Origin of the sequence: Mesorhizobium onobrychidis, assembly GCF_024707545.1 — a bacterium.
Classification (GTDB): Bacteria; Pseudomonadota; Alphaproteobacteria; order Rhizobiales; family Rhizobiaceae; genus Mesorhizobium; species Mesorhizobium onobrychidis.
This window is the reverse complement of record NZ_CP062229.1, coordinates 5724208-5737410: the sequence shown is the minus strand read 5'-3', so window position 1 is coordinate 5737410 and position 13203 is coordinate 5724208. Positions and strand designations below refer to the sequence as shown.

The 13203-nt window shown below is 59.3% G+C and carries 12 protein-coding genes; 10 read left to right on the top strand and 2 right to left on the bottom strand.

All coding sequences use genetic code 11. The annotated features are described in order from the left end of the window. Window positions 1-3 precede the first annotated feature (3 nt). The 6 genes from IHQ72_RS28420 (at window position 4) to IHQ72_RS28395 (ending at window position 6248) form a co-directional block, all read left to right on the top strand. The gene (locus tag IHQ72_RS28420) at window positions 4-1182 is read left to right on the top strand and encodes a glycosyltransferase family 9 protein (RefSeq protein WP_258118758.1); all 1179 of its coding nucleotides are present in this window, start codon (window positions 4-6) and stop codon (window positions 1180-1182) included. 8 nt (window positions 1183-1190) lie between these two features. Continuing rightward, window positions 1191-2375, top strand: coding sequence for a hypothetical protein (locus IHQ72_RS28415; RefSeq protein WP_258118756.1), 1185 nt, complete (start codon window positions 1191-1193; stop codon window positions 2373-2375). Beyond that, window positions 2365-3537: a glycosyltransferase family 9 protein gene (locus IHQ72_RS28410; protein WP_258118755.1), complete on the top strand. Its 1173-nt coding sequence runs from the start codon at window positions 2365-2367 to the stop codon at window positions 3535-3537. The genes IHQ72_RS28415 and IHQ72_RS28410 overlap by 11 nt, the downstream gene beginning before the upstream one ends. Before the next feature lie 190 nt (window positions 3538-3727). Beyond that, the gene (locus IHQ72_RS28405; protein WP_258118753.1) at window positions 3728-4762 is read left to right on the top strand and encodes a hypothetical protein; all 1035 of its coding nucleotides are present in this window, start codon (window positions 3728-3730) and stop codon (window positions 4760-4762) included. Between the two features lie 38 nt (window positions 4763-4800). Then, window positions 4801-5565: a sulfotransferase domain-containing protein gene (locus IHQ72_RS28400; RefSeq protein WP_258118751.1), complete on the top strand. Its 765-nt coding sequence runs from the start codon at window positions 4801-4803 to the stop codon at window positions 5563-5565. Between the two features lie 185 nt (window positions 5566-5750). Beyond that, window positions 5751-6248, top strand: a complete 498-nt coding sequence (locus tag IHQ72_RS28395) for a sulfotransferase family protein (protein WP_258118750.1) — start codon at window positions 5751-5753, stop codon at window positions 6246-6248. 17 nt (window positions 6249-6265) lie between these two features. Here the strand turns inward: IHQ72_RS28395 and IHQ72_RS28390 are convergent, their stop codons facing one another. Next, entirely contained in the window at window positions 6266-7180 is a 915-nt protein-coding gene (locus IHQ72_RS28390) for a sulfotransferase family protein (protein ID WP_258118749.1), read from the bottom strand. A 273-nt stretch (window positions 7181-7453) separates the two neighbouring features. Between IHQ72_RS28390 and IHQ72_RS28385 the strand changes: the two genes are divergently transcribed. The 4 genes from IHQ72_RS28385 to IHQ72_RS28370 all read left to right on the top strand — a co-directional run bounded on the left by IHQ72_RS28385 (window position 7454) and on the right by IHQ72_RS28370 (window position 11446). Beyond that, window positions 7454-8524 (top strand): glycosyltransferase family 4 protein, encoded by a 1071-nt coding sequence (locus tag IHQ72_RS28385; RefSeq protein WP_258118748.1) that lies wholly within the window; start codon window positions 7454-7456, stop codon window positions 8522-8524. Window positions 8525-8633: 109 nt separating this feature from the next. Beyond that, window positions 8634-9449, top strand: coding sequence for a glycosyltransferase family 2 protein (locus IHQ72_RS28380; protein ID WP_258118747.1), 816 nt, complete (start codon window positions 8634-8636; stop codon window positions 9447-9449). 78 nt (window positions 9450-9527) lie between these two features. Further along, a complete protein-coding gene (locus IHQ72_RS28375) occupies window positions 9528-10262 on the top strand; it encodes a glycosyltransferase (protein WP_258118746.1) in 735 nt (244 codons plus the stop codon). Between the two features lie 695 nt (window positions 10263-10957). Beyond that, entirely contained in the window at window positions 10958-11446 is a 489-nt protein-coding gene (locus tag IHQ72_RS28370; RefSeq protein WP_258118744.1) for an NUDIX hydrolase, read from the top strand. 25 nt (window positions 11447-11471) lie between these two features. Here IHQ72_RS28370 and IHQ72_RS28365 read toward each other — a convergent pair whose 3' ends face one another. Then, the gene (locus IHQ72_RS28365) at window positions 11472-13187 is read right to left on the bottom strand and encodes a hypothetical protein (RefSeq protein ID WP_258118743.1); all 1716 of its coding nucleotides are present in this window, start codon (window positions 13185-13187) and stop codon (window positions 11472-11474) included. Window positions 13188-13203 lie beyond the last annotated feature (16 nt).

The following is a 13203-nucleotide window of genomic DNA, read 5'->3' as shown; positions in this document are numbered from 1 at the left end:
CCGATGACCAGCTTTTACCACGGTTCCTATATCCGGTACGTGATTGGCGGATTGGGCCTGCAGTTGCGCCGGTACACAAAGGCCGTGCGGACGCTGTTTACCGGTGCCAAGCCTCGTTCCGTTCTTGAGCAGCAGGCCAAGGTCGACGCGCTGATCGCGCGCAGGGACTGGACAGGCCTTGAAGCAAGTACTGATGAAATGGCCATCATGGCCGATCGTGTCCGCGACCCGGAGTTGATGCAGAAGGCAGGCCAGGCGTTCGAACGGCTGGGCAACTTCGCGCGGGCGGCCGAGCTGCGGCTTTCCGCTCGCCGGCAACGAAAAGGGGAAGGTGCCAATGAGTGGACCGGAGAAGACCTCGGTGCGGATACACTGCTGATCGATCTTGTAGAGGATGATCCTCGCAGTCTTGGCCGGGTTATCCGCCATGCGCGACTGGCCGGCGCCGCCGCTGGATGTGCGCAAAGCGCGACAATTCGGGTCGAGCCGCGCCTTGTATCGCTTCTGCAGCGGACGTTCCCGAATGCGACCGTGGTTCCAGCGCAGCAGAATGTCGTTGGTGACAAATTTGCGACCTTCGAAAATCTCGCCTGGGTTTTCGGCCGCGATGCCGAAAGACTTGCCGCCGATTTCGTGCCGCTGCGGGCAGATCCTGAACTCGTCCAGACATTCCGCAAGCGCTATCGCTCGATGACGGATCTGCCACTGGTGGGTCTGTCCTGGGGCAGCAAATCACACACCAAGGACGTGCCTGATTTCCCCGAATGGGCACGGTTCATCGCCCGGACACAAGCGACATTCGTTTCTCTCCAATACGGACAGATCAAGCCGGCGCTGCGGCGCCTGCGCAACGGCAATGATGCGCGGCTTATCTATGATGACAGTGTCGACCAGATGGTCGATATGGACCGTTTCGCCGCGCAGATCGCCGCGCTCGATGCCGTCGTAACGATCAGCAATACGGCGGCCCATCTGTCCGGAGCACTCGGTGTTCCGACCATTTTCCTGATCGACGACAAGTTTCAGACAGCGTGGCCAGTGATTGGCGATCGAACGCCCTGGTATCCGAACGGCGTCGTCATGCGCAAGGAAGGACGCACGTGGCCGGTGGTGCTCGACGACGTCGGCCGGCGCCTCTCGTCGATTCTGACGACACGTTCGACGCTGTCTAGCGATAGTTGAGGGTCGCCGTGCCGAACAGACGATCCATCCTTGAGAAGGCAAAAGCCGCCGACCTGCGCCCGCAAGGTGTTGACGGCAAGCGGCTGCAGAAGGTTCTCGATAGGGCGAAGAAGTTTTTTAGGCGTCCCTCGCGCCATGCTGACAAAAGCGTCGAACGGCATATGAGCCTGATGGCGCAGAGTGTCGAGCGGCGTGACTGGCAGGCGGCCCGGGATCATGCACTGGCACTCGGCCTGCTCGGTGAGCAGCTTGGCGATCCCGGGCTTGTCAAAAAAGCCGGGCGTGGACTGAGACGTCTTGGCGCTGGGAATCGCGCCTGGCAGTTGATTGCGTCGAGCAAGCAAGTGCCCGGCCGGCCCGAATGGGATGGCAGTGATCTTGCGGGTCGCCGGCTTGCCGTTGAACGGCGCGAAGGCGATCTTGCAATCTTCCTCCAGTTCGCATCGCTGCTTGGGCCGGTAATCGCAGCTGCCGACCGATGCACCGTCTTCGTCGAGCCGCGATTAGCGCCACTTTACCGCAGAACATATCCTGCGCTCGATGTCAGGCTAGAAGGAGAAGGGGAGGAGGCGATGGACGCCGATGTCTTCGCCTGCTTCGAGACACTGGCGAAGCATTTCTGGCCGGATGAGCCGACAGCACGCGCGCCCTTCCTTCCATTGGAGCCGGATCGCCGACTGGTCGCCCAGTTGCGCAGCACCTATCTCGATCGTGGCCCGGGTCCTCTGATCGGCTTCGCCTGGGGAAGTCTGAACAAGAGCAAGGACCTGCCGGCTCTGGACGATTGGCGGGCGCTGCTCGGCAATCTGCCGGGACGTTTCATCAGTATGCAGTATGGCGATGTCGGGCCAGCGCTCTCCGAATTCGAACGCTGGGCGCCGGGACGCATCATCCATGACGCTTCCGTGGACCAGTTGTCGGATATGGACCGCTTTGCCGCGCAAATCGCGGCGCTCGATGCGGTGGTGACGATCAGCAATACCGGCGCCAATCTGGCGGGAGCGCTTGGCGTCCCGACTGTGGTCATGCTCGACGATGGGTTTCGGCTGTCGTGGCCTGCCTTCGGGGAGACGGTAGCCACATATCCAAACGTTCGGCTGGTTCGAAAGGGTGGCCAGGCATGGGCGTCTGCAATGCAGGAAGCAGGCAAACGGGTTACACAAATCATCGATGGAGTTGATGATGGCCGGTAGCCAACTCCTTCGCCGGTTCCGCCGCGGTGTCGCGCTTGCAGGCTACAACTACAAGGTCTGGTTCCGTCGCCACCGGCGGCAGCTTTTCCTTCGCTGGCGTGATGGCGACATTGCCGATCAGATGGCGGATTATCGGCGAAGCGTCGAGGCGCGCGATTGGTCGGCAGCGCTGCCGAAAGCCCTGGCTCTGGGTTCGATTGCGAAGTCGAGGGGCGAGGTTCGCCTGCTCGACGAGCTTAGCAAGGCGCTGATGCGTATGGGCGCCTACGGCCCGGCGGCCGAACTCAAGATCGCCCGGCGCCACATCGTTGAGGGCCGCGTCAACGGCGAATGGCTCGGCCAGGATATCTCGGACCAGGTCCTGCTCGTCGATCTGATGGAGACCGAAAAGCAGGGTCTGGCCACCGCGATCCATCATGCGAGTTCCGTCGGCCGCGCGCTCGCCCGGGCCGCTCGTTTGATCGTCCTGGTCGAGCACCGGTTGGTGCCGCTCTTTCAGCGGACATTTCCCGCCGCCGATGTGCGAGCTGTCGGTCCGGGGAACAAGGCCGCCTATGGCGAGGCCCAGGCCTTTGCGGGCGTTCAGCATCTGACGGCCGTGTTCGAGACAGATGAGGCCACGATCCGGGAGCATTTCGTCCCCCTGAAGCCGGATCCGGCGCGGGTCGCTGAACTTCGCGCCCGTTATCGGAAGGATGACCGGCCGTTGGTCGGCGTCGCATGGGGCAGCTCCAATCCTGGCAAGGACCTGCCGCCACTTACGGCATGGCGCGGGCTTATCAGCCGTCCGGACCTCCGGTTCGTTTCGCTGCAATATGGCCAGGTCGAGTCCGACCTGAAGATCCTGACCGATGGCGAGCTCGCGCGTATCCTCCATGACGGATCAATCGACCAACTCGTCGATATGGACCTTTTCGCGGCGCAGGTTGCCGCGATGGACGCCGTGGTAACCATCAGCAATACCGGGGCGCATCTGGCAGGCGCGCTCGGCATCCCGTCGGTCTTTATTCTTGGCGATGGTTTCAAACGTTCCTGGCCGGTCGAGGGCGATCGCACTCCCTACTATCCTTCCGCCGTGCTGGTTTCGAAACGGGACCGGCCTTGGGCCGCGGTGATGGAAGACGCACAAAACCACATGGGCTCACTTATTAGCGCTATTTGAATCCACCACGCAGGCATCGCGAGTGTGCCGGGCAGGTCCAAACCGGCGAAGTAGTCACGCGCCTTTCTTGACGGCAAGAGCATTGTAAACTACCCGGCGGGCGGCCGTTCTGAATTTCATGGATAAGAGGCGATGCACATCTTTGGGTAGGTCGAGAACTAAGGCGGCTTCTCCTGTCAGCGAAGGCTTTGTGCAGCGGCTCCTCGCCGCGTACCGGCTTGTGCATCCAGGAAATCTGTTCAAGCGCGGGCGTATCTACGCTCGCGGCAGGGCAGCGACGAGGACTGTCTACTTCGTCCCACACAACCGCAACAATGTTCGGCTGCTGGCTGACGCGGCAGAAATTCTGGTTGACCGCGGCATCCGCTGCGTGTTCGCGCATCTCGATGGATTGAAACGCGGCGGAGTAGCGCGACCTGAACTCAACGCCCGGGGAATATCGCATATCGGCTTTGCCGAACTCGAGCGGATGATCAGACCCGGCGACATGCTGGTGACTGGAAATGACTATGCGCCTCAATTCTTTAGGCGATTCATCGACTCCATCAACTTCGGCATGGTCCGTGTGGTCGGCCTGATCGGAGGTGCGCGACTGCTGCAGCCGCATCGATTTGTGAGAGCTGACTACATCCTGTCGATGGGACCAGCGGCGCTGCAGCAAAGACGACAGCCGACATATGTTGTCGGCTCGCCAGTCATTGAGCGTGCCGTCGGAAGCGCTGGCGCCAGGCACGATGAAGGGCTTTTTGTGCTGGTCAACTTCAAGGGGGATATCGAAGAGCCCGCAGATCGCCAAGCGATTGAAGCCGTGACAGCCGCATGCGCGAAACTCGGCCTTGCCTATGTCGTTAGCGTCCACCCCACGATGTTCGCAAAAGTCGATATGCCGAACAAATCGACCCTGGATTTCGCACAGCTGCTCCCGGACGCTCTGGCGCTCGTAACGCGCCCAAGCACCACTGTTTACGAAGCAATCGCCTGCGGCATTCCGGTAGTGCTGTTTCCGCTGGTTTCGCCCATGGTCGAGTTCGACAGGCCTATTGGCGCTTTCAAACCAACATTGTGGGAGCATGACCTTGTCGAGGATATCCGCGCTGCGGTCAGGTCAAGGCCGACTTATTTTGAGCAAAGCCGGGACTTCCTCAATGCCAATCTGTCGATTGATCCAAAGGTGCCGGCTTCGCAACGGATCGCCAATGCCTTAATCGATATTTACAATCGCTGATTTGCTCGATCAAAGTGCCCGCAATCGGAGTCCGCAAGTTGAGTTTGTTTTCCAACTTTTTTGCAAGAAAGCCGCCCCTCCTTGTCGTCTCGTTTCCCAAATCCGGGCGGACCTGGCTGCGCGTAATGCTTGACGATCTGGGCGTCGATGCGGCTTACACGCACGACGGTTCCGACCACAAGGATCTGCGTGACATTACGCAGATCAGCCCCGACAAATCTCGCTACAAACGGCAACGGATTCTGTTCCTGACGCGAGACCCCCGCGACACTGCGGTGTCTGGATATTTTCAAGTCAACAAACGCCATGGGCTGGAAGCAGGCCCGATCGGCGATTGTATAAGAAGCCCCAAACACGGTGTCGAGAAGATTGCCCTTTTCAACCTGCAGTGGTTCGCAGCCGCAAGTCACATGCGAAAGATTGCGCTTCTGCGCTATGAAGATGTGCAGCGGGATACAAACGACGCATTGCGCAGCATCGGGAAATTTTTGGGGAAACCTTTTGAGGAGTCCCAGCTTGCCGATGTTGCCGTCAGCAGATCGTTCAAACGCATGCAGCAATCTGAAATGTCAGGAGAACTGGGTGCGCGCTATGGCGGAAGATTGCAACCGCGCAATCCTGACGACCCGGAAAGCTTCAAGGTTCGAAAAGGTAAGGTCGGTGGTTATTTGGACTACCTCAGCGCGGATGATGTAGGCTTTTGTGACAATGTGCTTGCGCGGCTCGATTACTGGACGCGGCTCGATGAAGCCTTCCAGCGGCATGGCATATCTTATGCCGACGACAGGGCAGGTGTGAATTGATCCGATGCAAAGGCTTTGTCTGCGGATGCGGACATAGCGGCACCACGCTGATAGCGACGATTCTTGCTTCGCATGCCGATGTCTTTTTGCCATTCGAAGAAACCAACGTGTTTTTCAAATGGGCTCCACTTGCGCTGTATCGCTACTCGAAGCTGAAACGGGCGGCCATTGGGGCGGGCAAGTCGGTGCTGCTTGAAAAGACACCGCGTCATATCAGGCGTGTCGACCGGATACGACGCCTGGTGCCGGGCGCGAAGTTCGTGATGCCGGTACGCGACGGGCGCGATACCGTTGCTTCGCTGACAAGGCGGCTTGGCGATGCGACCGAGAGCCTGGATCGCTGGATTTCGGACAACACAATGGTGCTTGCCGAGCGCGGCAGCACGGACGTCCTGATTTACCGCTACGAGGATCTTGTCGATAACCCGGAAGCAACCGTCGAAAAGATCTGCACCTTTCTGGGATTGTCGTTCGACCAGAGTTTGCTCGACTATCATCGCAACCCGCAACGATGGTTCACACTTGATGCGCAACCCCAACATGCCGCGTTGCGCAACCAGCAGGTGAACCAGCCAATTTATGATGGCCGCGGCCGCTGGAAGACCGAACTGGGTCAGCAGGAATTGATGGAGCTTACCGAGGGGCGTGGGAAATCCCTGATGCAGGCGTTCGGATATCTTTGAGACGGCCGCGCGACCGCTTACTCTGGAAGCGCGCGCGCATAGCCAAACTGATCGAAGTCGCGCTCATACGCACGATAGATGGTGTCCGCCAGTTCTGGCGTGAAATAGTCGGCAAGCCTGCGGCGCGAGGAGGTGTGCAGAGGTGGCATCGCCGCGCGTCTTACCTCGTCGCTCGCATCGACATGATCGAGAACCCGTTCGAAATCCTTTGCGAAAGTCTCGGTCTTGCCGATGAGGTCGAACGCAACGCCTGGAAGGTCGATGATGTCGCTTTGCCTCTGCCAATGCTTGTCGATGCGCCATGTGGACGTCGTGCAGGCAAAGGCGACGAAGTCTGCAAAGGACAGGCTCTTGTCAGCACCGACAGGCAGCGCCGGATCAGCCCTTTCGCGGTGGGCTAGATAGACCTCCACCCTGCCATAACCAGGCTTAAGGGGACGGTCGCGATATTGGTCGGCCCAGCACGACAACAGCCTTGTGTAGGGATTGCGAACGAAGGTAAATCGCAAGGCTTCGGGGCTTGTGGCCATGCGATAGAACTGCAGGACACCATGGCGAGGCGCCTGCAGGTTCGACGCCTTTCGGTTGTGCACCTTCCAGTTCTGGTCGCTGCGCCACCCCGACACGGTGTCGTTGCCGATCATGGCTGCAAGGTTGCTGCGAATGCGGCTGCTCGCCGCCTTTGGCGTGGCGAGGTACAGGATCTTGAGTTGCGGGACTACGTCGATCAGGTCGTCCGGCAGATATGCGGTTTCCATGGCTCTGCGGTAAAAAGCGAGAGCTTCCGGATGCGCCCAGGCAAGAAACGGCTCCTTGACCAGACCGCGAAGATCTCGCAGTCCTGGTCGCAACGAGCGCTCGAGGCGGCGGATCACGCCGATCTTGCGTTTGCCCGAGACCGTGTCGGCGGGCGAAACATGGCTGGTGGTCATCGGCAAAACCCTCGCCTTGAAAGCAGTCTACCAGTCGTGGCATAGCCGCAACCACGCAGAACTATCGCGAATTGCCCCTATCCAGGACCGGCTTGCTACGCTTAATAGACTGCGAAGAAAGTGCCGCCAAGTTCGAAACCTTATCCGGAGTGCAAAAGGGCGTAGCGAGATCGCATGGATTTGTCACAGCATGATCAACGGGTTCAAGCTGAACCGAAGACGCCTATTGTGTTCGTACGCCAGCGCTATGCGCCTTTTGGCGGAGGCGAGATCATGCTGGAAAACATCATGGCGGCGTTCGCCGCGCGTCAACGGCCGGTGGCCGTGCTGTCCGGCGACTGGCCGCGATACGAAGGCATAGAATTCATCCATTGTGCCGGCCGCCGGTTTCCCCGCTCCCTGCGGGCGACGTCCTTTGCTCGGGCCGCATGCCGCAAGATCGCCGAAATGCCACCGGCCCTGGTGCAGAGCAACGATCGTCTTCCGTGCTGCGATGTCTTCCGGGCCGGGGAAGGCGTTCATGCCGCCTATCTTGCCGAGCGGCGGCGTTTCGAGACGCGGCTTGGCAGGGCAGCGATGGCGCTGAGTCCCTTTCATCGCCAGACGCTGCGTCTTGAACGCACAACCTATGCCAGCCCACGGCTTAAAGCTGTGATTGCCATTTCGAAAATGGTGGCTGAGGACATTGTCCGTCACTACGACTATCCGGCGGAACGTGTGCACCATGTTCCCAACGGGGTCGACCTGGGTCGCTTCAACCTGGAGTTGCGACAACAGCATCGGGCCGCGGTCCGCGCGCAGCTCGATGTTGACGACAAAAGGTCGGTCGTTCTCTTCGTCGGCTCGGGTTTTGCGCGAAAAGGACTTCTTCCATTGATGAAGGCTGTCGCCACGCTGGACGGTGAGCCAGAGGTGTGGGTCATTGGCCACGATTCGCGCGCCAATGCCTTCAAGCAGGCCGGCGACAGACTTGGTCTTGGCGCAAGGCTCAGGATGCTGGGGCCGCAGAAAGACACCTTGCCATGGTACGGCGCGGCCGACATTGCCGTGCTGCCTTCCATTTATGATCCATTCGGCACAGTGGTGATCGAAGCTATGGCCAGCGGCTTGCCCGCCGTGGTAAGCACCGGGTGTGGGGCGCGCGAGCTCGTCGATCGCTTCGAGCCGACGCTTGTTTGCGACGCAGCCAGCGTAAACGACCTCGCCGCCGGGCTTGCCCGCGCGTTGCAGCTGTCGTCACGGCCTGAGACCGCGGCCAAGGTCAGAGCGGCGGCCGAACACTACGATTTCAACGTCATGATCAGGAGAATGATAGCGCTCTACGAAGGTCTCGACCTGAAATAATTTTCGACATTCTTTTTGAATCCGTTAGTATCACTCGGAGTGCCAACAGGCCGGGGGACAGTTTTCATTTGAACAACAGTAGCAGTTTTGATGCCGGAACCGTCTGACAGTGCCGGCGCTCTCAGTCATCATAATCAGCCGCAATGAGGAAGCGTGCATTGCCCGTTGCCTTCGCTCGGTGTATTTTGCCGACGAAATCGTCGTACTCGACAACAACAGCACCGATCAAACCAGGGACATCGCCAGTGGACTCGGGGCGAGGGTCCTGATCACCCTCGATTGGCCGGGTTTCGGCGCCCAAAAAAACCGTGCCCTCGCCGCGGCGACAGGGGATTGGGTCCTTTCGCTTGATGCCGACGAATGGGTCGAGCCACCCCTCGCTGCAGAAATCAGAGCCGCTATCGCCAACCCAAAAGGCTATGACGGCTTCGAAATACCAAGAAGATCCCGCTTTTGTGGGAACATCGTCCGCCATGGCGGCTGGTCGCCTGATCTGGTGCTCAGGCTTTTCCGTCGACAATCCGGGCGCTTCAGCAACGACACGGTGCACGAGAAAGTTGTGGTGAATGGGAAGGTCACGCGATTGTCCCACCCTATGGAGCATGACTCCATCGCCGACCTGGCAGACGCGCATGACAAGATCGGCCGATACGCAGAAGCGTCCGCGGCGCGGCTGCTTGCCGAGGGCAAAAGAAGCTCGATAAGCAAGGCGGTCTTCCGCTCGGCCTGGGCCTATATGAACAGCTATGTTTTCAAGCTGGGATTTCTGGATGGTTCGACCGGTGCGATGGTCGCCGCTTATTCGGCCAGCTACACCTATCAGAAGTGGGCGCTTGTCGCATTGGGCAGCGAGACGAATTCCGCCGAAAAAAGCCGGACCGAGGTGAAAGGCAAATCCGTGAGATTCAGAAATCGTCCTGGCTAATTTCTGCACCATTGTTGCCGAGCTGTTGCCAGACAGTTAGTGTATGACCGTTTTGAAATTGGAGCCAAGGTACTGAATATGACTGATGCGTTTAGGGTATTCGTTGGATGGGACAGCCGTGAGCCGATCGCCTACGACGTAGCGCGGCACTCTTTGCTCAAAAACGCTTCGGTGCCTGTCTCCGTCATTCCAATCAAACAGGACGAGCTGCGCGCCCGTGAACTGTATTGGAGGGAAAAAGATCCGCTCGCGTCAACAGAGTTCACCTATACGCGGTTTCTCACGCCTTTTCTCGCCGACTACACGGGTTGGGCCTTGTTCTGCGATTGCGACTTCCTGTGGCTCGGTGACGTCGCAGGTTTGCTGGAATACACGAAGTCGAACAAGGCGGTCTATTGCGTCCAGCATGACTATACGCCGAAGGCCACCACCAAGATGGATGGCGTGGTCCAGACATCCTACCCACGAAAAAACTGGTCCTCGCTGATGCTGTTCAATTGCGCGCACCCTTCGGTTAAATCGCTTACGCCAGAGGTCGTGAACCGCGAAAGTGGTGCCTACCTCCATCGAATGCAGTGGGTCGCCGATGAGGACCTGGGCTCGCTGCCAGTGGAGTGGAACTGGCTTGAAGGTTGGAACGAAAAGCCGGCGCTTGGCACACCCAAGGCGGTCCACTATACAAGCGGCGGTCCGTGGTTTGCCGAGTGGCAGAATGTCGACTATGCGGATCTGTGGATAGCCGAACGCGACGAATTCTTGAGTAATGCCGATCAGACAGAAGCGTCTCTTCGCGCTCGGCGAGCCGGCAGCTAATCCAACCGATCGGCTCGACTACATCAGACGTTTCGTCGAGGTCGCCGGCAACGCGCGGTTCGTGCAGATCGGGGGAACAGACCGCGCGTGCCTGGTCGAAAATCGAACCGAGCGGGTTGTCGAAAAGCCATTTTTGGCGGCGTGCTTTGCAGCGCGCCAATGAATCGCCTTGGGCCAATCGCACCCCGGTTCAATCCGCAGGGCCCAGGCAGGCTTCAAATGCCGATCCCACGGTGTGGAAGAGCCGACCTGCGTCGCCTTTCGCAAGGGGACATTTCTCGAGATGCTTTCTCTGCTCCGGCTGATCAGGGCCATTTAGCGCTTGGCGTTGGCATAGCGTCTGCTGCACCAAGCCAGCAACTGCTATGTCGTTGTTGCGGCATTTGTTAGCGGATTGCTGACCACTCCAGATCGAATGAGTTTGCACTCGCTACTGTGATTTTCTGAGAATCACGTCTGGGGCTATTGGCGCCCCGATGCCTGTTGGCCCAATCGGCCTGATGAGACGGGACAGGGCCGCAGCCCCAGAGGACGATATCGAGATCGTTTTTGAAAAGCGGGGAGCTAGATCGTTCGTGTCGTATTGATGGGGTGTAGTCAGTCGCATCGCCACAGGGCAGGGCAGTCTATCGACAAACGGAACATCCCGTTCAGCCTACCTGCGATGATAGGCTGGATTCAGGAGGCTTGAGGCGATGGCGAAAAGAAGTGCGGGCATCCTGCCTTACCGCAGATCGACCAACGAACTGCAGGTGTTGCTTGTCCATCCGGGCGGGCCGTTCTGGCAAAACCGCGATCTTGGCGCATGGTCGATTGCAAAGGGCGAGTATGGTGATGACGAACAGCCGGAAGCTGCGGCGCGTCGCGAATTTGTGGAGGAAACCGGCTGGGAGCTCAAGGGAGCACTGCTTCCGCTGGGAGAACTGCGCCAGCGCGGCGGCAAGCTCATTACGGCGTTCGGCGTCGAAGGCGATTTCGACGCCGGCAGCCTGCGCAGCAACATGTTCGAGATGGAATGGCCGCCGCGCAGCCGCCGCATGCAATTCTTTCCAGAGATCGATCGCGCAGGGTGGTTCGGCCTCGATATGGCCCGGGAAAAGCTGCTTGTCGGCCAGCGGCCTTTTCTCGACCGGCTTGTGGGTATCTGTCTAAAGGCCGGGGCAAGCTCTGTGCAGAACAACTAACGGCATCCTATTCGTAGGATTACGGTCAGTCTGCGATGCTAAGGCCCGCTTTCCTCAGCGAGCCGAGGAAAAACTCGACATCTTGCGAACGGGCCAACCGCGCCGAAACCACCTGGCGCATGTTCTTCACCAAATCAGGCTGATTTTGGTTCAGCCATGCGACCTCGCGATCAGCCGCGATTTTGTATCCTCCCTCGCCGAAAACGGCAGCGGCAAGCAAATGATAGACCGGATTCGACGGAAATGGCGATTTGTTGATCCACATAGCTGCCTGCGGATAATCCCCGCTGAAATACGAGCAAAGGGCCAGATCCACGTCATAGTAGCCTGACCCTGGGTTCTTCTGACGCGCCTCCGCAATCAACTGGCATCCGTCATGCCAATTTCCAGAAACCGCCAGGCGCTCTCCATATTCGCCCATAAACTCGGTGTCGTTCGGGTTGATGGTCAAAGTCTGCTTGCCCACTTTCAATGCGGCATCGATCTCCTTGTGGAAATAGAGCGCAACCATTTCTGCCTGGCGTCCCCGGATGTTGACAGGATCAACCCCCACAGATCGCCTTGCCGCCGTCAAGGCGCGCTCGAGCGCAGCGGCGGACTCTGCGGGGGCGCCTGAAAACTCGAATCGATATTCATCTATGTAGATGAGCGAAAGAAGACCCCAGGCGGTAGCGTAGTTGGGAAAGCGCTCCACCGCCTTCTCAAGGCACGCGCGTACCGATGAACGGTTTTCTGCATCGACACTGACCCGATACGCGTAGAAGGAAAGCGTGCAAGAGTAGGCGGCCCAATCGTCGGGCGGATTGTCGACGCGGAGATTGGCGTCTGCCTGGAAGATGACGCCATATGCCTGGGCCAGGCTCGATGACACATTACGCGCGATGTCCGTCTGGACTTTCACAAGCTCCGCCACTTTCAGCCCGCCATCATAGCTTTCTGCCCACAGAACCGAGTTGTCCGCCCGGTTGAGCAGCCGGACCCGAAGCCGGAAGGCATCGGTCGACAGGTTCACGCTTCCGGCCAGGACAAATCGTGGTGGCGAGATCGATGGATCCGTCCCCTCTGCGGCCGACTCCACGACCACGATGTCCTTGAACTTGGAAAGCTGGCTGACGACTTCCTGCTTCAATCCACTCGCGATGGCCGCCGCGGCGTGAGTGCCGTTCAGATCGTCAAACGACTCCACAAGCACCCGAGGCGTTTCCGGCGCGCCCACTCTGACGGAGGTCCACCACCACGCCAATACAGATGCGCCGGCCGCGAGAAAGGCCACAAGGACAGACGGCAGCAGCAGCCGCGACGGCAACCGCCGGACCGGAAGTTGAGCTACAGCAGCCGAAACAACGGGCGTCGGTGGGTCCGCCAACAACGGTTGCGAACGGAGTGAGAAGACAGGAACGTAGCCGCCTTTCGGAATCGTGATGAGAATAGGATCGTCGTGTCCGGCAGTCAGGTAGTATCGCTCGAGCCCGCGCCGGAGGTGACCAGCCTCGATTCGGACAATCGGATCCGTCTGCGGGTCGAAGGACATGTCACGGCCGAACACTTCGACTGCGATCGAATAGGCCTTGATACGATCACCGCGACCCGCCAGCGTCTCCTCCACCACATGGCTGAGGAAGCGGCGCTCGCGACCGGTTGCATCGAAGTCCGCGCTGTTGAGGATCAGGGCAAGCTGGGCACGACAATCCTCTGAGGTGAGCTCATGCCCCCTCCCTGCGGCTGGTTCCGCCCGGATCATCTTGGTTCCCTCACCT

Bases quoted from the DNA above. Each gene is read 5' to 3' on its own strand.
- IHQ72_RS28420 (WP_258118758.1), top strand. From the start codon at position 4: ATGACCAGCTTTTACCACGGTTCCTATATCCGGTACGTGATTGGCGGA.
- IHQ72_RS28410 (WP_258118755.1), top strand. From the start codon at position 2,365: ATGGCCGGTAGCCAACTCCTTCGCCGGTTCCGCCGCGGTGTCGCGCTT.
- IHQ72_RS28390 (WP_258118749.1), bottom strand. From the start codon at position 7,180: ATGACCACCAGCCATGTTTCGCCCGCCGACACGGTCTCGGGCAAACGC.
- IHQ72_RS28385 (WP_258118748.1), top strand. From the start codon at position 7,454: ATGCTGGAAAACATCATGGCGGCGTTCGCCGCGCGTCAACGGCCGGTG.
- IHQ72_RS28375 (WP_258118746.1), top strand. From the start codon at position 9,528: ATGACTGATGCGTTTAGGGTATTCGTTGGATGGGACAGCCGTGAGCCG.
- IHQ72_RS28370 (WP_258118744.1), top strand. From the start codon at position 10,958: ATGGCGAAAAGAAGTGCGGGCATCCTGCCTTACCGCAGATCGACCAAC.
- IHQ72_RS28365 (WP_258118743.1), bottom strand. From the start codon at position 13,187: ATGATCCGGGCGGAACCAGCCGCAGGGAGGGGGCATGAGCTCACCTCA.